Genomic DNA, 22,616 nt, shown 5'->3' with positions numbered 1-22,616 from the left:
CTTAACACTTACGTTTCAGACCCAGAGTTGACTGGCCGGGTCAGATTTCATTCGGTCGTCAAGCAAAAGACTACGCTGCAGGATGCCGCGTCACAAGCCCTTGGCCTGATAGCTGGCCGCGACCTTCTCGATGGCGACCAGATAGGCCGCGGTGCGCAGATCCTCGACCTCGTCGCGTTCATGCCAGACCCGGGCCATGGATTGGTAAGCGATCCGCATCGTGTCATCGAGGCCTGAGCGGACAAGTTCCAGCTCATCCGCACCGCGCAGGTATTTCTCCTTGAAGTTCGGACTCAGCTCCCAGTTCAGCTCCTTGTCGCGCGACAGCCGTTCCAGCTCGTTGATCAACAGCTGGTGGCGCGATTCTTCCTGTCGCCGCTGCATCCGGCCAAAGCGGATGTGGCTGAGGTTCTTGACCCATTCGAAATAGCTTACCGTCACACCGCCTGCGTTGGCGTACATATCGGGGATGATGACCGTGCCGCGTTCGCGCAGGATTTCATCCGCCCCTGCGGTCACGGGCCCGTTTGCAGCCTCGATGATCAGCGGTGCCTGAATTTTCCGGGCATTCTGAAGGTTGATAACCCCCTCCAGCGCGGCGGGAATAAGGATATCGCAGGGCTCTTCCAGAACTTTGTTGCCTTCGGCCACCTGATGGCGATCTGAATAGCCCGCGATGCCGCCATGCTTGGAAATCCACGCGCGGACCTTCTCAACATCGAGACCTTTGGCATTGTAGAGCGCACCGTCATGTTCGATGATCCCGACGATCACGCTGCCGTCTTCTTCGCCGAGGAACTTGGCCGCGTGATAGCCCACGTTGCCGAGGCCCTGCACAATCACCCGCTTGCCTTCAAGCGTGCCGGTCAGACCTGCTTTCTTGAGGCCCTGCGGATCGCGGAAGAATTCGCGCAGCGCATATTGCACGCCCCGTCCCGTGGCCTCGACCCGGCCAGAGATACCACCTGAATTCAAGGGCTTACCCGTCACACAGGCGTTGCCGTTGATGTCGGTGGTATTCATGCGTTTGTACTGGTCCGCAATCCACGCCATCTCACGCTCGCCGGTGCCCATGTCGGGGGCCGGCACGTTCTGGCTGGGGTTGATGAGGTCGCGCTTGATAAGCTCATAGGCAAAGCGCCGGGTGATAAGCTCCATCTCCTGGGCGTTGTATTCCCGCGGATCAATGCAAAGCCCGCCTTTGGAGCCGCCAAAGGGCGCCTCCACCAAGGCGCATTTGTAGGTCATCAGCGCGGCAAGAGCCTCGACCTCGTCCTGATTGACCTCCATGGAAAACCGGATGCCCCCCTTGACCGGTTCCATATGTTCGGAATGAACCGAGCGGTAGCCGGTGAAGGTCTTGATCTCGCCACGCAGGCGCACACCGAACCGCACGGTATAGGTCGCGTTACACACCCTGATCTTTTCCTCCAGCCCCGGCGAGAGATCCATCAATCCGACAGCGCGGTTGAACATTTGATCGACGCTTTCGCGAAAACTCGGCTCAGAGGCAGGTTGGTTCACATTCATTCTCCTGTTGAAATGCATCCTTGACCGCAGATGCAACGCTCATTGATCATCGGACCCTATGCCTGCCCCGGCGTAATTGCCAGTTTCTTGGGCAGTTTACGAAAGCTAAACCGATTTGTGTTAAGGGCATATGAAGACCGGCTGCGTGCAAGCGGGCCGCAGGGCGTTGTTACTCGCCGTCGCGCTCAGCGATGATGATCGCAATGACTTCGGCCATGTATTTGGTCGGACGCATCGGCGTCATGCCGCCGACCCCGATCCGCGTGGCAGAGCGCCACCATAGGCCGGGCCGCCAGTCGCGCGCATGCGGCTTGCCAAGCCGCAACAGAAACCCGTTCGACGGTTTGAAGGCAAAGGCCCCGCGATCAATGGAGGTCACGTCCTCCAGCTTCACGATAACAGTCCCCGCATCATCCCGCAGTTCGGTGCGGGTCAGCTCCAGCGTGTGTCGGGTGGATTTGCGCATTGCGTTGGCGATCATCAGCGCAATTGCGCCCAGAGCGATCAGAAAGATCTGCCAGCCCAGGGTCGGTGGCGAGACAATCGCCACATAGATCACCAGCACCGCAAGAAACGCGAGCATGCCGATCCCCAGAATGCGCCGCCCGGCAGAGGCGGCCACGCGGGCCAATACTTCGTCTTGGGGTTGCTCTGCCATACTGCGCCTCATCGGGGATTGACGCCTTCCCTACCCCGCCCGGGCGGGCGCTCACAAGCGCAAACGCCTCTAGCCGGCCCGAAAAAGCCCGCGCAGCAGCCCGGCCAGAGAAACCGGACGATAGTCCGGGAGCATCATCATGCGCAGACGTGCGGCATTATGGAGAGCATGTGGGTCCTTGGGCCCGCGACGCCACTGCACAAGCCAGGGCAAAAGCCGGTAGAGCGCACCGACCTCATAAAGATCCTCAGCCGGTTCGACGGCGTCAGGGGGCACCGGCGGAATAGGGCTGCCTGCGGTCGCCACAAGGCCCGCGCGGGCGGCCCCTTGCCAGATCCAGACCAGCGGGATCGCCGCCAACCCCTGTGTCGTCGCCGATCCGCCGATGACAGCATGGTTGCCCGGAAACCAGAGTTGCTGATAAAAGCGATCCGCGCTGATGTCCCCCCGGTTCAGGCCCGGATCGTCGCCGGCAGGCTCCAGATTGTCCCACAGGCTGGGCGCATAAGGCACCCGCTTTTCATCCAGGGCCACCGCGTGCCGCGCCTGCTCCACCAGCCGCGACAGCGAGGTGTCGTGAAAGGCATACCGCTCATTCCACAGCGAGGCGACGCGCCCCAGGATGCTTTTGGGAATGCCCAGGGCCCCGACCGTGTCCCAGACCCCCAGATAGGTGATGCGGACCAGATAGCTGTGATCGTCCCGCCAGATGACGTCCTGCGGGCTGGTGGCATAGTCCGGCGACAGCCAGCGACGCGCGCGCCAGATGCGGCGTGTGTCGGGCGCGTTACGGGCCCCGCGCGCACGGTAAAGACGAAACGCGCGCCGCGCGTTGCGCGCTGTCGGGTCTGCCAGGATACCGCATTTTCGGATCATCCCCACCAGCGACCGGGCGGTATAGGCCCCGCGCGAAAAGCCGAAGATCATGATCTTGTCGCCGGGCTGGTAGAGGCGGCAGAGCGCAAGATAAGCCGCCCTGATATTGCCATTCAACCCCCAGCCAAAGAGCCCGCCCCCGACCCGGCTGAGCCACCTGCCCAGATCGCTGATCCGGCCACTGTCGGTGCCGACCCCTTCGACATAGATCACCTTTTGGGTTTTGGTCTGTGCGCAGGCGCTGGCCAGACGCGCCACATGGGTCTGATCCTTGCTGTCGAGGCTGCTCCACGTGCCATCGCAGAATATCGCAATCACGGCCATTTGCTTCTCCGGTTTTGGGCCTTAGACCTATAGGTCAAACCCTCGCGAAGCGGTTAGCGCACCGTGCGCGCCCTTAATCTGTTGCAGATCCGCCCGAGGTCTGAAAGGAACATCCCATGCAAAAGCCAATCGCCGCCTTGACCGTTTTACTGTGCCTGACCTTTGCGGGCTCAACCCTCTGGGTGCCGGATTTCGGCGGGTTTGACGCCGAGCAGTTCCCCATACCGCAAGACAACCCGCCGGTGCAGCCCGCGGGCTACGCCTTTGCGATCTGGGGGCTCATTTACAGCTGGCTGCTGCTGGGTATGATCTATGGCCTTTGGCGCCGGGCGGAGGATCCCGCCTGGCACGCCATGCGCCTGCCGCTCTGCGTCTCGCTCGCGGTCGGATCGGTCTGGCTGCCGGTGGCCGTTCTGAGCCCGGTCTGGGCCGCGGTCCTGATCTGGGTGATGCTGATCCCCGCCCTGATCGCGCTCTTTCGTGCGCCCAACCATGACACCGGCTGGGCCCTCGCCCCGGTTGGCCTTTATGCAGGCTGGCTGAGCGCGGCGAGCTGTGTGGCCCTCGGGCTGGTGGCCGCCGGATACGGCTACATCAGTGCAGAGGCTGCCGCCTTCCTATTCGTGTTCCTTGCGCTGGTGATAGCTTCTGCGGTGCAAAGCCAGCTGGGCCGGGCACCCAGCTACGGTCTCGCCGCCATCTGGGCCCTTGTTGCCATCGTGGTGCAGAACATCGACAGCAATCCGACGGTCGCAGCCCTCGCGGGCGGGGGCGCGCTCGCCCTGCTCCGGCCGGTCTGGAAAGCCGCGCGCCCGGCCTGACGTGCGCGCTAATCCCGGCGGCGTCCGTCGGTATGTTTGCGCAGCTTCGACGGCGGTGCTTTCTTACGCCCTTTATAAGGGTTGGCCTCGTTCTGGCCCCGCATCCAGAGCCGGATCGGCGTGCCGGGCATCTCAAAGTCGAGCCGCAAGCCGTTGACAAGATAGCGACTGTAGCTCTCGGGCACCTTGTCGGGATGCGAGCACATCACCACAAAGCCGGGTGGGCGTGTCTTGGCCTGTGTCATGTAGCGCAGCTTGATCCGCTTGCCCTGTGGGGCGGGCGGCGGATGCGCCTCGACCATGCCCGACAACCAGCGGTTCAACTGCGCTGTGGTCACGCGCCGGTTCCAGGTTTCATAGGCGCGCAGGATCGCACCATGCAGCCGGTCGAGACCGCGCCCCGTGCGCGCTGAAACGGTCACCAGAGGGGCGCCGCGCAGTTGCGGCAAGAGCCGCTCGAAGCTCTCGCGCAGATCCTTGAGCTTGGCCTGTTTGTTGTCCTCAATGTCCCATTTGTTCACCGCGACGACGACGGCCCGGCCTTCGCGCTCCGCCAGATCGGCAATGCGCAGGTCTTGCTGCTCAAAGGGGGTCGCCGCATCCAGCAGCACCACCACAACCTCGGCAAACTTGACCGCGCGCAGCCCGTCACCCACCGACAGCTTTTCCAGCTTTTCCTGCACCTTGGCTTTCTTGCGCATGCCTGCGGTGTCAAAGATGCGCATCGGCAGTGTCGTGCCGTCAGGGCCCGCCCATTCCGTGCGCAGCGAGATCGCATCGCGGGTGATCCCCGCCTCCGGCCCGGTGAGCAAACGATCCTCGCCCAAGATCTGATTGATGAGCGTCGACTTGCCCGCATTGGGCCGGCCCACCACGGCCACCTGCAGCGGCTTGTTGACCGTTGGCATGGGGATCGCAGCGTCCATGTCCCCGTCATCCTCGTCAAGGGTCACATCTGTCTCGGGAGTATCCGCGACCGCGCGGTCCGCGTAGGCATCGGCCAGCGGCATCAGGTGCGTATAGAGATCGTTGAGCCCTTCGCCGTGTTCTGCCGACAGGCGAATAGGCTCTCCCAGCCCCAGACTGTAGGCTTCGATGACGCCCGCATCCGCCGCCGCCCCTTCGGCCTTGTTGGCGGCCAGAATGACGTGATCGGCCCGTTTGCGCAGAATATCGGCAAAGACCAGATCAGAGGGTGTGATGCCCACCCGCGCATCCACCATGAAGAGGCAGATGTCGGCCATATCCACCGCCCGCTCTGTCAGGCGGCGCATGCGGCCCTGAAGGCTGTCGTCGGTCACCTCTTCGAGGCCCGCGGTGTCAATCACCGTAAAGCGCAGGTCAGCCAGGCGCGCATCGCCTTCGCGCAGGTCACGCGTGACGCCGGGCTGGTCATCGACCAGCGCCAGCCGTTTGCCAACCAACCGGTTGAACAGCGTGGATTTGCCCACATTGGGCCGCCCTACGATGGCGAGCGTGAAAGACATGTGACGGGCTCCGAGCCGGGGATCAAGCCCGCGCTTTACCGCAAACGCGCGCTAACGGAAAGCGTGCAAATCACCATTTGTCGACACAACATAAAGCACCCCACCCGCCACGACAGGGTCAGAGGTGGCCCCCCCCGGTATCTCGACGCTGGACAAGAGAGCGCCGCTTTCCGGATCAAAGCTGCGCAACAGCCCGTCATTGGACGCCACATGCAGCCGCCCCCCGGCGAGGATCGGGCCGTGGTGCACGACCACCTCAGCCCGCCTGTTGGGCCGGTCGGTGACGAACCGCGGCAGGCTCACGCCCCAGATGCGACTGCCATCTGACGCATCCAGCCGCAATAGCTCGTTCAACTCCGACACGACAAAGATGCTGTCCCCGGCAGGTATGATGTTGCCTTCCGCCCCTTCGTCGGCGGTCCACAGGCGTGCGCCCGATTCCAGATTAAGTGCCACGATCCGACCGGACTGATTGCCCACATAGACACGATTGCCGTCGATCACCGGCTCCGCGGTCACATCGCCGACATTTCCAAGCGCCGCCCCGAGCCTTTCACCCCGCACGGAGGCATCCCAGCGGCGCAGCCCGCCTTGGCGAAACACGGCCTGCACTTCGCCAGATCCAAAGGCAAAAACCGCCAGACCGTTTCCTATCGCAGGGGCAGGTGCCCCCAACACGTTGGTGACATCGGGAGATGCGGTCAATTGCCACGCGATCCGTCCATCGTCGGTATAAATTGCCCAGCCTCTGTCATCTCCGGCGGTCAGATAGATCAGACCGTCAAAAACCGTCGGCGTGCCCGAAGCAGTGCCGTCCAGACGTTGCCGCCAGACTTCCGCACCCGTGGTGGCCTCAAGCGCCACCAGATTGCCGTAACCGACAGAGACATAGAGCCGCCCGTCATCATAGGCCAGCCCGCCGCCCGTGGCCTGCCCACCCGGATCGCTTGGTGACCGGAGATCCTGCTCCCACACGGTCTGACCATTGGTCGCCGTCGCGGTTACAAGCGTTTCTGAGTCCAGCGTGTAGATCAGCCCCCCCGCGACCACCGGCGCGGCCGTAATCCGCTGCCGGCGCCCGTCCCCGGCGCCAATGTCGGAGGACCAGACGCGGGTCAGCTGGGCTGACAGGGCAGGATGGTCTGTGCGAAAGGCCGGCGAGCCCGGCGCCTGCGGCCAGGTCGCGTTGGTTTGAACGGCAGGCAGACGAATCGGACGGCTTTCATTTCCGGGTGTCGTTTGCTCGGTCGCTGCATCCCCCGCCAACACGGATCGGATGCTTTCGCGCTTTCCGGGCAGGATCTGATCGTCCTGCGCACAGGCTGCCAAAACCACGGTTGCCACAATCGCGGCAAACACGCCACGTGTCACGGGCTGTCGGGCCGAATTCGTTACAGTCTTCATCTTGCCCCGCTCACTCAAGGTCTTGTTCGCTCAGTGCTCACCCGCATGGTCTGCCACCGGATCAGTTCCCGATACCCGGCAGATTTGAAATCTCGGGTGATCCCCCGAGCGCCACAATCACCTGTAAGGCACGCTGTTGCAAGTCCGCGCTCACCCCGGCGTCCTGCAAAATGGCCTGATACTTGGCGATCGCCGCCTGTGTCTGGCCTTCTTCGATGTCGATCAGCGCCAGCTGTTCCTGCGCCATGAGCGACAGCGGCGCGCCGGGAGAGGCCAGTGCTTCGAACTGCTGACGACGGGTTGCGCTGTCCAGCGTATCGCCCTGCAAGACCAGGGATTTGAAGGCCGCGACCTGACGATAGATCGGAGGGGCTTCCAGGTTCAGTGCAACGCCATCCAGCGCGGCCACGGCAGCGGTGATGTTTCCGGCTTGCTGCGCCTCTGCCGCGACCAACAGATCCACGACCGCTTGCGCCCCAAGGGTTTCAGCCTCGATGCTGTCCAGCCCCTCGAACCGCGCGCCGGGGTCACGCGCACTCAGGGCCGCCAGAATTTCATCACCCAGATTTTCTGCCTGTGCACGATCCTGCGCCTTGCGAAACTCGTTCCAGGCGGCGCCCCCGACGATCAGAACCACCGCCAGGGCCGCAATCCACCCGTACCGGCGCAGCATGAAGTAGAACCGGTCGCGCCGGACCTCATCATTCACTTCATCGATAAAACTGTCTCTATCGCTCATAGTACCCTGCCAAAACGCGCCCGTTGCCTCTCTTACAGCGCCGGGCCGGTCAAGCCAAGAGCTTGTCGGCGCTTACCATAAAACCGATTGTGCCAACGCGAAAAAATCATTAATCTGAACAGGTCAGTTTAGCGTATCCATATGTAAAGACAGCGGCGTGAGAGCGGGTATCTGGCGCAGGGGTCGAACTGGCGATTTACGATGGGGCACACGTGATGCGTATTTTTTCCTTCATTGCAGCGGCTGCAGTGGCGGCGGCTTTGTATTTTGTGATCGTGGATCGAGACGCGGTTCTGTCTTTGATGGGACGCGGGGCCGACGACCAGCAGGAGGCGGGGCAGGACGCTGCCGCCGCGCCGACAGATGGGGAGCGCGAAGCCCTCGTCAAAGTCGTGGTGCAGACCTCAACCGCCCAAATGATTGACACCGCTGTCTCCCTGCGCGGCGAAACCCGCGCCGCGCGCGTTGTTGACGTGAAATCAGAAACTTCTGCCGTTGTCGTGTCAGAGCCCCTGCGCAAGGGTGCTTCGGTCGACGCGGGCCAGCAGCTTTGCCGTCTGGACGCAGGCGCGCGCGGCACGGCGCTGGCACAGGCCCGCGCGCAGTTGAGAGAAGCACGGGCCCGGGCTCCGGAAGCGCAGGCGCAGTTGGATCAGGCCAGGGCGCTGCTGGTCGAAGCTGAGATCAACCAGAACGCGTCATCGAGGCTCAGCGAAAGTGGCTTTGCCTCAACCACGCGGGTCGCAAACTCCGAAGCGAATGTGGCCACGGCACTGGCCTCGGTTCAGTCCGCACGCGCGGGGCTTGAGGGCGCGCAAGCCGGCATCGAAGCGGCCCAGGCAGCGGTGGATTCCGCGGAACGGGAGGTCGACCGCCTGACCATTACAGCCCCCTTTGCAGGCCTGCTGGAAAGCGATACCGCTGAACTGGGGGCTTTGCTGCAACCCGGTGATCTGTGTGCCACCGTGATCCAGCTTGACCCGATCAAGCTGGTGGCCTTTGTGCCCGAAACGGAAGTTGCTCGCGTCAGGGTCGGCGCGCCCGCCACCGCAACCCTGGCCACCGGGCAAAGCGATGTTCGGGGCCGCGTGTCCTTCCTGTCCCGCTCTGCGGATGAAACAACCCGCACCTTCCGCGTCGAGATCGATGTGGAGAATTCCAATCAGACAATTTCGGATGGGCAGACAGCGGATGTGCTGATTTCCGGCGAAGGCGTGACAGCGCATCTCTTGCCGCAGTCGGCCTTGACACTGAACGATGATGGCGTGCTGGGCCTGCGGACGATTGACGAAGACGCCGTGGTCGAGTTCCACCCGGTACAGCTGTTGCGCGACACCCCGACAGGGGTTTGGCTCGGGGGGCTGGATGAGGTGATTGACGTGATCGTCCTGGGGCAGGAATACGTTATCGCTGGCGTCAAGGTTGACCCGACCTACCGGGATCTCAGCCAGTGACCGGTCTGGTCGATTGGGCTGCAGGCCGCGCACGAATGATCGTGGCCTTTATCCTGCTCAGTCTTGTTGTGGGCGGATACTCTTACACCACCCTGCCCAAGGAAGGTGAACCGGACATCGAGATCCCCGCCCTGTTTGTGTCGGTCGCTTTCCCCGGCATTTCCGCGGCCGACAGTGAAACCCTGTTGGTCAAGCCGATGGAGACCGAGCTTGCCGATCTGGACGGGTTAAAATCCATGTCCGGTACGGCGGCTGAAAACTACGCCGGTGTGGCGCTTGAGTTTGAGTTTGGCTGGGACAAGACCAAGATCCTTGCCGATGTCCGGGATGCCATGGGCAAAGCCGAAGCGGACTTTCCCGAAGGGGCCGAGCAGTATTCGATTAACGAAATCAATTTCTCCGAGTTTCCGATCGTGATCGTCAACCTGACCGGGCCCGTGCCGGAGCGCACAATGGTGCGCGTTGCCAAGGACCTGCAGGACGACCTTGAAGCCTTGGATGCCGTCCTGGAGGCTGGCATCGCCGGGTCCCGCGACGAGATGGTCGAGGTTCTTATCGATCCGCTGCGGCTGGAGGCCTACAACGTCACGGCAAGCGATCTCATCAACACGGTCCAGAACAACAACCAGCTTATCGCAGCCGGTGAGGTTGAAACCGCGCAAGGCACCTTTGCGGTGAAAATCCCGTCTTCTTTCGATGAGCCGCGCGATATCTATGACCTGCCCGTCAAAACCAACGGGGACCGCGTGGTCACGCTGGGCGATCTGGCGCAGATCAACCTGACCTTTGAGGATCGCGCCGGGACCGCACGGTTCAATGGCGAAAACACGGTGGCCTTGCAGATTGTCAAACGCAAGGGCTTCAACCTCATCGATACCGCGGCGCTCGTCAAACAGACCGTCGAGGAGCAAAGCGCGCGCTGGCCCGAGGGGCTGCGCGCCGCGGTGGAGGTTGGCACCTCCAACGACCAGTCGCGCATCGTGGACAGCATGGTACAGCAGCTTCTGGGCTCGGTCTTTACCGCGATTGCGCTGGTGATGATCGTGGCCCTGGCCGCCCTGGGCATCCGGGCCGCGTTGCTGGTGGGTTTCGCGATCCCGACCTCCTTTCTGCTCTGTTTCGCCTTCCTTGCGCTGATGGGTATCTCGATCTCGAACATCGTGATGTTCGGATTGATCCTCGCGGTGGGAATGCTGGTCGATGGGGCTATTGTGGTGGTGGAATATGCCGACCGTCGCCAACGCGAAGGCGTCGGTCCGATGCAGGCCTATGTGGAGGCTGCCAAACGGATGTTCTGGCCGATCATCTCCTCCACCGCGACAACGCTCTGTGCCTTTCTGCCGATGCTGTTCTGGCCAGGTGTGCCGGGCGAATTCATGGGCATGTTGCCCGTCACGCTGATCTTCGTGCTGTCGGCCTCTCTGGTTGTGGCGTTGATCTATCTGCCGGTGCTCGGCGGCGTGACCGGACGGCTGGAGCGTTGGATTTCGGAGTATATGCAGACAGCAGCCAACCTCGTTTGGTATCTGCATCTGGCACTCTTTCCGATTGCCGCGCTGATGGCGGCCATGACCCTGCTGCTGGGGCCCTTGTTTGCCGTGATCGGGGCGCGATTTGCCGCCATGGACGGGCTGAACCTTCTGGGGTCTGTCCTGCCAACGTTCGCTTTGGTCTTTTTCTGCGTGGTTGCCGCCGTTTTCTGCATTGCCATCGGGATTGGCGGCATCCTGCTGGGGATTATCGCCGGTTTCGGGTTGCTGGCCCGGATGGGCCGCAGGGGGCGCTGGCTTGCCAGCAGACTCTTTCAGGCGGAGCCGCAGCGCATCACGGCCGGGTACCGGCGCTCGCCCTTTGGTCATGTGATGGCAGCCATCGCAGGCAATCCCGTGATGCCTTTGGCAATGGCCGGAATCGTCTTTGTCTTTGTCGGTACGATCCTGATTTACTTCACCAACAACAACAATGGCGTCGAATTCTTTGTAGAATCCGAGCCCGAGCAGGGCATCGTCTATGTTCTGGCCCGTGGTAACCTGTCGCTTGAGGAAAAAGACGCGGTTGTCCAGCAAGCCGAAGAGATCGTGCTCGCCCACCCTGGTATCAGCAACGCCTTTTCCTTTGCGGGCTCGGGCGGCCTGAACACCGATACCTCGGGCGCGGCCTCTCCCAATGATATGATCGGACAGGTGCAGTTCGAGACCATCCCGTGGGAGGATCGCACGGACCGGCCGGAGCTTGACGGGGATATTGTCATCTCGGAGCTCACAGAGCAGCTCGCGGTATTGCCCGGCATCAGAACTGAAATTCTCGAAGTGGCGCAAGGTCCGGGCTCCGGCAAACCCATCCACCTGCGGCTGAAGGGAGATAGCTTTAACTCCCTCACCGAGGCCGCCGCAGCGGTTCGTGCGCAGTTTGAGGCCACGCCCGGGCTGACCCTGATCGAAGACACCCGCCCCCTGCCCGGCATCGACTGGCAGATCGACGTCGACGTGGAAAAGGCGGGGCGATACGGGGCAGATGTGCAGATCGTGGGGGCGATGGTGCAGCTTGTGACACGCGGGCTGCTGCTGGACACGATGCGCATCGACAGCTCCGATGAAGAAATCGACATCAGGGTGCGCCTGCCCGCCGAAGACCGGGTCCTGTCGACCCTCGACACGCTGAAGGTCCGCACCACCGACGGCCTTGTGCCGCTGAGTAACTTCATCACCCGCACGCCCGTACCCAAGCTGGCCGAGATCAACCGCATTGACCAGATGCGCTACTATGACGTGAAGGCGGATGTGGCACCCGGTTTGATGAAAGTGGTCGAGACCACGCGCGAGGACGGTCAGGATGTCAACCGGACGCTGGCGCTGCTGCGGCCTGCGGGCACGGATGCGGATTTCGTCGGCTCGGACGAGACCCGCTACAAGATCACCGACCGACTTGCGGAGACAGACCGTGACCTGCAGGCGGATGTGGCACGCGGCGCGTTGCGGCTTATTCCTGTTAACTCGAATGAGCGCATCGCCCTGCTGACCAACTGGCTGGACACCCAACCCCTGCCCGACGACATCGAATGGGAATGGACGGGCGATCAGGAAGAGCAGGAAGAAAGCCAGGCCTTTCTGCAGACCGCCTTTTCCGCGGCCTTGGGTCTGATGTTCATCATCCTGCTGGCGCAGTTCAACAGCTTTTACAACGCGATCCTGGTGCTGATGGCCGTGGTCCTCTCGACCACAGGTGTGCTGATCGGCATGCTGGTGATGGATCAGACGTTCTCCATCATCATGACCGGGACGGGGATTGTGGCACTCGCCGGGATTGTGGTGAACAACAATATCATTCTGATCGATACCTATCAGGAATACAGCCAGTACATGCCCCGCGTCGAGGCGATCATCCGCACCGCACAGGCCCGTATTCGCCCCGTTCTGCTGACCACCATCACAACAATGGCCGGGCTTGCCCCGATGATGTTCGGGCTGAGCATCAATTTCGCAGAGGGTGGCTACACCATCGACAGCCCGACGGCGCTGTGGTGGAAGCAGCTCGCCACCGCAGTGGTCTTTGGGCTTGGCATCGCCACCGTGCTGACACTGGTGGTCACGCCCTCGATGCTGGCGATCCGCGTCTGGGCCACAACCTATGTGCGCTGGATCGCAACCCTGATGGCCAAGATGTCCATGGGGCGGGCCTCCCGCGCGGCCCGCGACTGGGCCCTGACCCGAGACGCCCGCCGTCTGGCCGGTACAGAACTCATCTGGGAGGACGAGACAGCACCGGCCCCCGCTGACACCTCCCTGAAAGCAGCGGAATAACGCGGTTCACAGGACTGTGACGGGCGCCGGGCATCCTTTCTGTGTTAGGCGTGCAAAAATATTATAAAGGAGCCTTCTCATGTTTCGTCCTCTCATGCTTGCCGGTGCACTTTCTGCCGCCTCCGCAACCGCAGCTTTTGCCGCTGACATGATCGAAAAAGTCAGCCCGCATCCAGTCTCTGTCACGATTGACCGGCTTGCCGAGGCGGTGACCGGGGCGGGGGCCACTGTCTTTGCCCGGGTCGACCACGGTGCCGGGGCCGCTTCGGTTGAGATGGAACTTGGAGCGTCGGAATTGCTGATCTTCGGCAACCCGAAACTGGGTACCCCCGCGATGCAGGACGCAGCCAGCGCCGGGCTTGATCTGCCTTTGCGGGTTCTGGCCTATGCCGACAATGAAGGCGTCGTGCGTGTCCTCTATCACGACCCGGCAAGCCTTGCGGCGACCCATGGCGTGCCCACCGATGCCAACTACATCCAGATGATGACCGGCGCGCTCGACAAGCTCACGTCGAAAGCGGTGGCGGAGGACTAATCTCCGCGCGTCTTGTGGTGTCATCCAACAAAGGGTCCGTGCAACGGCAAAGCCGCCCCTTGGCCACAAAGTACCGACCGTCCGGCGTTCTTGGATTATCCTTTCGGCTCACGCAGCCTCTTCGGATTGCTGGCGCCGCCAAAGCTGCGCATAGCGGCCTTCACGGGCAAGCAAAGCCTCATGCGTACCCTGTTCGCTGATCTGACCCTGCTCCAGCACGATGATCTGATCCGCCTCCGAGATGGTACTGAGGCGATGCGCAATGGTCAGCACGGTGCGCCCGCGCCCGGCATGCATCAGGGCATCCTGAATGTCGGCTTCCGTCTCGGAATCGAGCGCGGAGGTTGCCTCATCCAGCAGCAGGATGGGCGGATCCTTCAACAGGGTGCGGGCAATGCCTACCCGCTGCTTTTCACCCCCCGAGAGTTTCAACCCGCGCTCCCCCACCGTGGTGTCATAGCCGTCAGGCAGCGACTGGATGAACTCGTGGATCTGGGCGGCCCTGGCTGCCGCCTCGATCTCCTGTGCGGTGGCGCCCTCTTTGCCGTAGGCAATGTTGTAGCGGATGGTGTCGTTGAACAGCACCGTATCCTGCGGCACCACGCCGATGGCCGCATGCAGGCTGTCCTGCGTAATCTGCCGCACATCCTGCCCGTCAATCCGCAAAGCCCCCTGACCGACATCGTAAAACCGAAAGAGCAGCCGCCCGATAGTGGATTTCCCGGATCCGGTCGACCCCACAATCGCGACCATCTGGCCGGACTCGGCGGTGATCGACACCCCCCGCAGGATCGCGCGATCCGCGCTGTAGCCGAAATGCACGTCGTCAAGCTCGATCCGGCCGCCCGCCACCTGCAAAGGCTTGGCGTCGGGGGCATCAACAACTTCGGCGGGCTGTTCAAGCAGGTTGAACATCTCGCCCATGTCCACAAGCGCCTGCCTGATCTCGCGGTAGACGGTCCCGAGGAAATTCAGCGGGATCGTGATCTGCAGCATATACGCATTCACCATCACGAAATCACCCACCGTGAGCGTCCCGTTCTGAACCCCCAGTGCCGCCATGACCATCACCCCGATCAACCCGATGGTGATCAGGAAGGACTGGCCAAAATTCAGAAATGAGAGGCTGAGCGCTGTCTTGATCGCGGCATCCTCGTATTTCTCCATCGCCCTGTCGTAGCGCTGCGCCTCGCGCCGCTCTGCGCCAAAGTACTTCACCGTCTCGAAGTTCAGCAGACTGTCGATGGCCTTCTGGTTGGCATCGGTGTCCTGATCGTTCATTTCACGGCGCAGCTTCACCCGCCATTCCGTGACCGCAAAGGTGAACCAGACATAGAGCAGGATCGTGACCGCAACGATCAGCAGGTAATAAAAGTCGAAGTAAAGCGCAAAGATGATGCCGACCAACACCAGTTCGAGGATCAGCGGGCCAATGGAGAACAGCAAGAACCGCAGCAGAAAATCGACGCCCTTGACCCCCCTCTCAATGATCCGGCTGAGGCCGCCGGTCTTGCGCGTGATGTGATACCGCATGGAAAGGCGATGAATGTGATCGAAGGTCTCAAGCGCCAGACTGCGCAGCGCGCGCTGGCCGACCTTGGCGAAGACCGCATCGCGCAGCTGCTGAAAGGCGACGGTCATCAGCCGCGCGCCACCGTAGGCCACCGTCAGGCCGACCGCCCCCAGGGCCAGCATCGGCACGCCCTCTTCTGCAAGCGCATCCACGGCCCCTTTGTAAAAGAAAGGCGTCGCGACCGAGATGAACTTGGCAAAGATGAGCAAGCCAAGCGCCCAGAGCACCCGGTGCCGGACCCAGGGCTTGTCCTGCGGCCAGAGGTAAGGCGCCACCTTGCGGATCGTGCGCCAGCCGGACTGGCGCTCTTCTTCTTCGATGTTCCTCGTGATCTGACCTGTTGATTGGTCAGCGGCGCTATCGGATGGCATGGGGTTTCCTGCTGTCGTGTCAGGATTTAGTACCTAAGTCACCCGGTGCGACTTTGCCAGCGCTTGGCTGCAATTAGTCGCCAGGCAGATCAAACACCTGCCCCGGATAAATCAGGTCAGGGTCACGGATCGCGCTGCGATTTGCTTCAAAAACACGTACAAAAAGCGGGCCCTCTCCGTAACGGTCCCGCGCAATGGCCCACAGCGTATCCCCGGCCTGCACAGTCACTGCTGTAACCGGGCCGGTCCGACCGTCCGTTGCCGCCGCCAGCGCCGCGGGGGCCTCGCGTTTGAAGGGCGTCTCAATGCGGCTGGTTACGCTCCCATCTGCCGCAAGCGCATCTACCCGCAGGGTGTAGACGCCGGCCTCGATACCCGTAACGTCGCCGCGCCATGTTCCATCCGCGCCAACCGGCAAGCGCGCAACGGCACGGTTATCAAGATAGGCGCGCACCTCAACCGCCCCGACGCTGGCCCGCCCGCTCAACTGCACCGCACCGTCCTCCGAATAACCGATTGTATCCAGAACGACGCTGCCTGCAGGTACGGGGGTGCTTTGCAAAAGCGACACGCCCTCCTCATTCGATCTTAGAACGGCAATCTGCGATCCGCTTGAGGCTGTTTCGGCGGACGAGGCGTCTTCCGCGCCGCTGCTGGAGGCATCGGCCTGTTGCGTTGCGGGCACCGCGGCGTCCTCGACCACGCCTGGCGCGGGGGCCTCCTCGGTCTCCGGGACGATTGCCGCTGTCGTTTCATCGCTTGGTTCGACGCCCGGCGTCGGGGCCACGTTTGCAAGCACATCGGGTGTCTCTGCCGGGGCATCGGCCAAGGCGGCGGGCTCTGCCGCCGGGATGACCGGCGCGAGTATGACGTCTTCTTCGGAAAGACCCACGGCCCCCCCTTCTTCGGTCGCGCGCAGGGACAAAACCCGCGCCTGACTGTCGCCGGAGACTGTCCCAACGGTGGCAAAGGCACCGCTATCGTCCGCCTCGACGGTGGCCACAACATCCCCATCCACCAGAATATCAACCTGGCTGCCGGGGGCAGCACGCCCGGCGATCACCGCGACCCCGGCATCGTCGACACGCACTTCGTCAATGGTCGGCGACGTCGTCGCCGCAACAGTCTCTGGCGCGGCAGATTCTGAAGAACCCTCTGTCGGGGCGGCTTGCTCGGTTGATTCTTCCTCCGCGGGCGCGGTTTCAGAAGCGGCCGGTGCTGCTGTCGCTTCGGGGGGTGCCGGATCAGCGGTTGGTGATGCGGTTTGCCCCGCGCCCTGCTCTGATGGCGCAACCAGCGCTGTCAGGTCTTGCTGATCGGGCTGCGCATCGTCGCGAAGACCCATGTATATACCTGCTGCAATCACAACGGCAATGACGATCCCAGCCGCCAGCAGACCTGTGCCCCCGGACGCGGGAGCAGCCCCTTTGTCGCTCATCATTTTCTCTTCTTCCCCAAGTGCATCACAAAGCTGGTGCACAACCGTTGAGCCTACATAGCAACTGGCCTATCACTGGTCAAAACCCGTTACGTCACAAAACCATTATTCTCAACAAGAAAGCCCCTCTTATGCATCCAAAATCCGTCTGCGTTTACTGTGGTTCACGGGCGGGGCGTGATCCCGCCTATATGGCCGAGGCGGACAGGCTGGGCAAAGCGCTGGCGCAGGAAGGCTGGCGGCTGATCTACGGCGCGGGGGATGTCGGGCTGATGGGGGCGGTGGCGCGCAGCGCACAGGCAGCAGGGGCAGAGACCTTTGGTGTCATTCCTCAACACCTTGTCAATTGGGAGGTCGGCAAGACGGATCTGACCACCTATGTGGTCACAGAAACCATGCATGAGCGGAAAAAAGTCATGTTCATGAATTGCGATGCGGTGGTGGTGCTGCCCGGCGGTGCGGGATCCTTGGATGAGTTCTTCGAAGCTTTGACATGGCGGCAGCTCGGCCTGCACAAAAAGCCGGTTTTCCTTTTGAACACAGAAGGCTACTGGGACCCTCTCGTGGCCCTTCTGCAACATGTGACGGCGCAGGGATTTGCCGAGGACAGCCTGCATGATTTCTACACCGTCCTGGCGGATACGGCAGCCTGTCAGGCCGCCTTGCGGCGCGCCTTCGGCTGATCCCGCCACAAACGCTTGCTATCTGACGCCCTGAGCGCAGCACCACGTCTTGGCGCGGCGCTAACAAGCAATAAAAAACCCGGCACAGGGAACCTGCACCGGGCGGTATTCCCAAAGGGTTTTGCCTTACATGCGGGAGGCGACATTTTCCCAATTGACCAGGTTATCGAGGAAATTGGTCAGATAGGCGGGCCGCTTGTTGCGGAAATCGATGTAGTAGGAATGCTCCCATACATCGCAGCCCAGCAGGGCCGTCTGGTCAAAACACAGAGGGTTGACCCCATTTTCGGTTTTGGTCACGGCCAGAGAACCATCCGCTTTCTTCACCAGCCAGGCCCAACCCGACCCGAACTGACCTGCGCCCGCGGCAGAGAATTCTTCCTTGAACTTGTCGACGGAGCCGAAACTTTCCACCAGCGCGCTTTCCAGCTCGCCCGGCATCTTGCTTTGGCCCGGCCCCATCATCTCCCAGAACTGATTGTGGTTCCACAGCTGGCTGATGTTGTTGAAGATGCCATTCTGCGCCACCGCAGAGGCATCATAGGTACCCTTGATGATCTCTTCGAGGGACTTGTCGGCCCATTCCGTGCCTTCGATGGCTTTGTTGCCGTTGGTGACATAGGCGTTGTGGTGCAGATCGTGATGGTATTCCAACGTTTCCGCGGACATACCTTTTGTCGCCAACGCATCATGCGCATAGGGAAGATCAGGTAATTCAAAAGCCATTTGGGCCCCCTTTGGTTAGTCTGTGGGTACAAGATGAAATGAAGCCCTAGGCCTCAGGACTTCAAGTGCCAACATGCTCAAAAGTTCCAAAAAGGTAAAATTAACCTAATTCGCGGTTTTCAGAACGCAGGTGCCCCGGCCCGAAAAGCGGTTCGGATAGCCATCGGGGTTTGCATAAACGGTGATCCGGTTCGTGGCTTTGGTGATCGTTGCCGTGTAATCGAAGGCTGTCGTTGTCTGGTTCGCCCCGTTCACGATATTCTTGAGCCGCCAGCGCACCACGAGTTTACGATCATTATTGCGGCTGAGGCGCCCTTCCAGCGGCCTCTGGTAGAATTGCAGGATCACCGCGTCGGAGACGACGACCTTGGCGGTATTGGTAATGACGATGCCGATCTTGTCTGAAATCCAGCCAACGCCCTGGCGCTTTTCGGTCATATCGCAGTCATAAAGCACGCCGCCGGGTCCGGTCGCCAAGGCAGGGCCCGATACCATCAGAAAAAGGACGACCCATAGCCTTAAACACACGACATTTTCTCCGCCTGACACGCAACGACCCCAACCTTATGGGCTGCCATCTCGCTAGTCAATCTCGGGCAATGCAGAGAGCGGTAAGTCTAGTACACACCGACTCCCGAGCCGCCTTGCGACGCAACACTCAGAAGATCAAAGACATATTGCGCATGACTGCGAAAGCAGATGACTTGAAATGTATCGTCATCGCAGAGCCAAAAGGCGGCGGGCACCTGCGCCATGCGGGTCCGGCGGAACATGCCACTGGTAAAGGCAGCAGGCGACAGATCGACGGGGCAGAGCTTGCCCATCACCTCACGGGCAGGGGGACCGCTCACCCGGAAAGAGGCCCGTGCATCAGAGACATTGACCACCAGCGCATGAAAACCGTCCAACGCCTTTTCCAGCGCAGCGAGGGTTGATGAGGCCTCATCATAGGCGCAGAGGATCAGAATCTCGTCCGGGCTCATCCAGGCCGCGCCGCGATCTGCGGTGATTGTGGTCCGGCCCGGTTGCGGCACCTTGCCCGACAGGACGGATGCGACTGCTTTGGTGAGCCTGGCATTCGCCAGATCGCCCCGCAGGGTGATCATGCCCTGCAGAGGCACCTCCCAGACATCGGCAATCCCACCGGCAAAAATCGCGCCGTTCAAAGCGGCAACGGGTTCAGACATTCTGCTTCTCCCCTTCCTTGTCGTAAAAGACCGGGTCGACAATACGCGCCTTGAATGTCGCGCCTTCGGTACCGGGGAAGGAGATCACCTCCCCCATCCTGTCCGGACCATACAGCACCAGCCCCATGGCAATGCCCCGGTCCAGCGTTGGCGAGTAATAGGTCGAAGTGACCCGCCCGATGACATTGCGCTGGCCATTGGCGTTTGTCCCTTCCCCGATGGCATAGGCCCCGTCAGGGATCACCGCGCCCGAGAGTGTCTCAAGCCCCACGAGCTTCCAACGCTTCGGATCGGTCATATGGCGGCGGGCCTGCGCGCGTTTGCCAAGGAAATCCTCTTTCTTCTTCGAAATCGCCCAGTCGAGCCCCAGATCCTGCGGGATCACGGTGCCATCGGTCTCATCCCCAATCATGATGAAGCCTTTCTCCGCCCGCAGGATGTGCAAGGCCTCGGTGCCGTAGGGCATCACGCCGAAGGCCGCGCCCGCCTCCATCAGTTTTTCCCAAAGGGCCAGACCGTGGCTGGCATCGACGGCAATCTCGTAACTCAGTTCCCCCGAGAAGGAGATGCGGTAGGCGCGCACCTTGAAGCCGCCCAGAGTGCCATCGGCCCACTCCATAAAGCCCAATGCCTCCTTGGAGACATCCATGCCCCCAAGCTTTTCCAGCGCCCTGCGGGCGTTCGGGCCCACCACCGCAACCTGCGCGTATTGCTCGGTGACATTGGCCACATAGACCTGCCAGTCCCACCATTCGGTCTGCAGCCATTCTTCCATATGCTGGTGGATCCGCTCCGCCCCGCCGGTGGTGGTGTGGCACAGATAGGTCTGCTCATCGAGGCGCGCGACCACGCCATCGTCGATCAAAAACCCGTTTTCTGAACACATCAGACCGTAGCGGCACTTGCCGGGCTTCAGCGTCGACATCATGTTGGTGTACATCATGTCGAGGAACTTGGGCGCATCTGGCCCCTTGACGATGATCTTGCCCAGCGTTGATGCATCGAGCAGACCGAGGTTCCGGCGGGTGTTTAGCACCTCGCGGTTGACCGAATCCTTGAGCCGCTCGCCATCACGTACAAAGGCATAGGGCCGCCGCCAATGGCCCACCGGCTCCCAATCGGCCCCGTGAGCCGCATGCCAGTCATGCATCGGCGTCCGCCGCAGCGGCTGAAACACCTCACCGCGGGCCTCGCCTCCGATCGCGCCCATCGAAATTGGCGTGTAGGGCGGGCGAAAGGTGGTCGTGCCCGTCTGCGGGATCGGACGACCCAATGCATCCGAAAGGATCGCCAGCCCGTTGATATTGCTGAGCTTCCCCTGATCCGTTGCCATGCCCAGCGTGGTGTAGCGTTTGGCATGTTCGACGCTTTCAAAGCCTTCCTGAGCGGCAAGTTGCACGTCAGAAACTTTGACGTCGTTCTGATAGTCGAGCCAGGCCTTGCTGCGCAGTTTGACCTCAGCCTCTGCCGGCATCAGCCAGACCGGTTCCAGCGGCGCTTCCTCTTCGCGCTGTGCGACCGGGCTTTTGCTTTTGCGGATCTTGTGACCGATCTGAGCGGCTGCCGCCCGCGCGCCCGCATCCGCATCTTCGAGAATATCTGCCAGTTTCAGCGCGCCATTCGCCGCCCCCGCGACTGTGACAAAAGGCTGACCTGCGTCCCCGGTGGGCGCCTTGTCTGCATCCGGGCGAAAGAACGCGTGATCCGCATCCCACTGCAACTTGCCCCCGCAATGGGACCAGAGATGCACAACAGGCGACCAGCCGCCGGACATGGCAACGGCATCGCAGGCAATCTCCTGGACCACGGCCCCCGCGCCCTCCTGTTTGCAGACCGCAATCCCCGTGACCCGCTTGCCGCCCTTGACCGAAGCCACCGCATGGCCCGCCATCACGGTGATGCCCCGTGCCTCGGCGCGCTCCCTCATGTCCGTCTTGCCCAAACCTGTGCGCGCATCGAGGATCGCAGGCACGCTCAGACCTGCGTCATGGAGCGCGAAAGCCGTCCGGTAGGCGTCATCGTTATTGGTCACAACAACCGTGCGCTGCCCAATCGACACGCCATAATTGACCAGATAATCGCGCACTGCAGCGGCCAGCGTCACGCCCGGCACATCATTGCCCGCAAAAGACAAAGGCCGCTCAATCGCGCCGGTAGCGGTCACGATATGGCCCGCGCGGATGCGCCACAAGCGGTGCCGTGGGCCCATCGAACCGGGCAGGTGGTCGCGCAGCTGCTCGTATCCCAACACATAGCCATGATCGTAGACGCCCGCACCCATCATCCGGGTGCGCAGGGTCACATTGTCCAGTGCAGCCAGTTCCGCGACGGTTTGCTCCACATAGTTATCCACAGGATCGCCGTCTACCATGCCCCCATCGACCACGGCACGCCCACCCCAATGACCCGTCTGCTCGATCAGCATCACCCTGGCCCCGGATTTCGCAGCCGTTTTCGCCGCTTGCAGCCCCGCGATGCCACCGCCGATGATGAGCAGGTCGCAGAAATGGTAGAAGTGTTCGTAGGTATCGGCATCCGGCTCTTTCGGAGCCTGGCCCAGACCCGCAGACTGGCGAATGAAAGGCTCATAAATGTACTTCCAGAAGGGTCGCGGATGAATGAACATCTTGTAATAGAACCCGGCAGGCAAAAAGCGCGCGAGCCTGCTGTTGACAACTCCGATATCGAATTCGAGGCTGGGCCAGTGGTTCTGAGAGCGGGCCGTCAGACCGTCGAAAAGCTCGGTCGTGGTGACACGCTGGTTAGGTTCAAACCGGCCACCTTCGCCCATGTTAACAAGGCCGTTGGGCTCTTCCGCCCCTGCCGCGACAACGCCCCGCGGGCGGTGATACTTAAAGGACCGACCCACCAGCATCTGATCGTTGGCCAGCAGCGATGAGGCGAGCGTATCCCCCTCATAGCCGCTGAATTTCTGACCGTTGAAGGTGAAGTGCAGCGCCTTCTCCCTGTTCAGCAGCCGACCGCCGGTGCTGTGACGTTTACTCATGCG

17 protein-coding genes are annotated in these 22,616 nt (G+C 61.8%); 5 read left to right on the top strand and 12 right to left on the bottom strand.

Annotated elements, in window-relative coordinates; genetic code table 11:
* Nucleotides 1-90 precede the first annotated feature (90 nt).
* From H7847_RS12310 to H7847_RS12300, 3 genes are all read right to left on the bottom strand, one after another.
* Complete coding sequence (locus H7847_RS12310; RefSeq protein WP_227269780.1) at nucleotides 91-1,530, bottom strand: Glu/Leu/Phe/Val family dehydrogenase; 1,440 nt, start codon at nucleotides 1,528-1,530, stop codon at nucleotides 91-93.
* 169 nt (nucleotides 1,531-1,699) lie between these two features.
* Nucleotides 1,700-2,188 (bottom strand): hypothetical protein, encoded by a 489-nt coding sequence (locus tag H7847_RS12305; RefSeq protein ID WP_227269779.1) that lies wholly within the window; start codon nucleotides 2,186-2,188, stop codon nucleotides 1,700-1,702.
* A 69-nt stretch (nucleotides 2,189-2,257) separates the two neighbouring features.
* Complete coding sequence (locus H7847_RS12300) at nucleotides 2,258-3,388, bottom strand: DUF2235 domain-containing protein (protein ID WP_227269778.1); 1,131 nt, start codon at nucleotides 3,386-3,388, stop codon at nucleotides 2,258-2,260.
* A 116-nt stretch (nucleotides 3,389-3,504) separates the two neighbouring features.
* Between H7847_RS12300 and H7847_RS12295 the strand changes: the two genes are divergently transcribed.
* Complete coding sequence (locus tag H7847_RS12295) at nucleotides 3,505-4,209, top strand: hypothetical protein (RefSeq protein WP_227269777.1); 705 nt, start codon at nucleotides 3,505-3,507, stop codon at nucleotides 4,207-4,209.
* A gap of 8 nt (nucleotides 4,210-4,217) precedes the next feature.
* Here H7847_RS12295 and der read toward each other — a convergent pair whose 3' ends face one another.
* From der to H7847_RS12280, 3 genes are all read right to left on the bottom strand, one after another.
* Nucleotides 4,218-5,696 carry a ribosome biogenesis GTPase Der gene (der, locus tag H7847_RS12290; RefSeq protein ID WP_227269776.1) on the bottom strand — a complete coding sequence of 493 codons (1,479 nt, stop codon included), beginning with the start codon at nucleotides 5,694-5,696 and terminating at the stop codon, nucleotides 4,218-4,220.
* Nucleotides 5,697-5,747: 51 nt separating this feature from the next.
* On the bottom strand, nucleotides 5,748-7,100 hold the full coding sequence (locus H7847_RS12285) for a PQQ-like beta-propeller repeat protein (protein WP_227269775.1): 1,353 nt from the start codon (nucleotides 7,098-7,100) through the stop codon (nucleotides 5,748-5,750).
* 61 nt (nucleotides 7,101-7,161) lie between these two features.
* Entirely contained in the window at nucleotides 7,162-7,839 is a 678-nt protein-coding gene (locus H7847_RS12280) for a hypothetical protein (protein ID WP_227269774.1), read from the bottom strand.
* Nucleotides 7,840-8,054: 215 nt separating this feature from the next.
* Between H7847_RS12280 and H7847_RS12275 the strand changes: the two genes are divergently transcribed.
* The 3 genes from H7847_RS12275 (at nucleotide 8,055) to H7847_RS12265 (ending at nucleotide 13,628) form a co-directional block, all read left to right on the top strand.
* Nucleotides 8,055-9,293: an efflux RND transporter periplasmic adaptor subunit gene (locus tag H7847_RS12275; RefSeq protein ID WP_227269773.1), complete on the top strand. Its 1,239-nt coding sequence runs from the start codon at nucleotides 8,055-8,057 to the stop codon at nucleotides 9,291-9,293.
* Nucleotides 9,290-13,093, top strand: coding sequence for an efflux RND transporter permease subunit (locus H7847_RS12270; protein ID WP_227269772.1), 3,804 nt, complete (start codon nucleotides 9,290-9,292; stop codon nucleotides 13,091-13,093). Before H7847_RS12275 ends, H7847_RS12270 begins: the two co-directional genes overlap by 4 nt.
* A gap of 79 nt (nucleotides 13,094-13,172) precedes the next feature.
* Nucleotides 13,173-13,628 carry a DUF302 domain-containing protein gene (locus H7847_RS12265; protein ID WP_227269771.1) on the top strand — a complete coding sequence of 152 codons (456 nt, stop codon included), beginning with the start codon at nucleotides 13,173-13,175 and terminating at the stop codon, nucleotides 13,626-13,628.
* Between the two features lie 108 nt (nucleotides 13,629-13,736).
* On the opposite strand, the gene H7847_RS12260 is transcribed toward H7847_RS12265, so the two are convergent.
* The gene (locus tag H7847_RS12260; protein WP_227269770.1) at nucleotides 13,737-15,572 is read right to left on the bottom strand and encodes an ABCB family ABC transporter ATP-binding protein/permease; all 1,836 of its coding nucleotides are present in this window, start codon (nucleotides 15,570-15,572) and stop codon (nucleotides 13,737-13,739) included.
* A 73-nt stretch (nucleotides 15,573-15,645) separates the two neighbouring features.
* Entirely contained in the window at nucleotides 15,646-17,013 is a 1,368-nt protein-coding gene (locus H7847_RS12255; RefSeq protein WP_227269769.1) for a LysM peptidoglycan-binding domain-containing protein, read from the bottom strand.
* 128 nt (nucleotides 17,014-17,141) lie between these two features.
* On the opposite strand from H7847_RS12255, the gene H7847_RS12250 reads away from it, so the two are divergent.
* The gene (locus H7847_RS12250) at nucleotides 17,142-17,693 is read left to right on the top strand and encodes an LOG family protein (RefSeq protein ID WP_227269768.1); all 552 of its coding nucleotides are present in this window, start codon (nucleotides 17,142-17,144) and stop codon (nucleotides 17,691-17,693) included.
* Between the two features lie 126 nt (nucleotides 17,694-17,819).
* On the opposite strand, the gene H7847_RS12245 is transcribed toward H7847_RS12250, so the two are convergent.
* The 4 genes from H7847_RS12245 to H7847_RS12230 form a co-directional block, all read right to left on the bottom strand.
* Nucleotides 17,820-18,419 (bottom strand): superoxide dismutase, encoded by a 600-nt coding sequence (locus tag H7847_RS12245; protein WP_227269767.1) that lies wholly within the window; start codon nucleotides 18,417-18,419, stop codon nucleotides 17,820-17,822.
* A gap of 105 nt (nucleotides 18,420-18,524) precedes the next feature.
* Nucleotides 18,525-18,896 carry a hypothetical protein gene (locus tag H7847_RS12240; protein ID WP_227269766.1) on the bottom strand — a complete coding sequence of 124 codons (372 nt, stop codon included), beginning with the start codon at nucleotides 18,894-18,896 and terminating at the stop codon, nucleotides 18,525-18,527.
* Between the two features lie 140 nt (nucleotides 18,897-19,036).
* Nucleotides 19,037-19,606 (bottom strand): sarcosine oxidase subunit gamma, encoded by a 570-nt coding sequence (locus H7847_RS12235; RefSeq protein WP_227269765.1) that lies wholly within the window; start codon nucleotides 19,604-19,606, stop codon nucleotides 19,037-19,039.
* Nucleotides 19,599-22,613 carry a sarcosine oxidase subunit alpha family protein gene (locus tag H7847_RS12230; protein ID WP_227269764.1) on the bottom strand — a complete coding sequence of 1,005 codons (3,015 nt, stop codon included), beginning with the start codon at nucleotides 22,611-22,613 and terminating at the stop codon, nucleotides 19,599-19,601. Before H7847_RS12230 ends, H7847_RS12235 begins: the two co-directional genes overlap by 8 nt.
* Nucleotides 22,614-22,616 lie beyond the last annotated feature (3 nt).

The organism is Roseobacter weihaiensis (assembly GCF_020622345.1).
In the GTDB taxonomy this organism is placed as follows: Bacteria; Pseudomonadota; Alphaproteobacteria; order Rhodobacterales; family Rhodobacteraceae; genus Roseobacter; species Roseobacter weihaiensis.
This window is presented reverse-complemented; position numbering and strand designations above follow the sequence as displayed.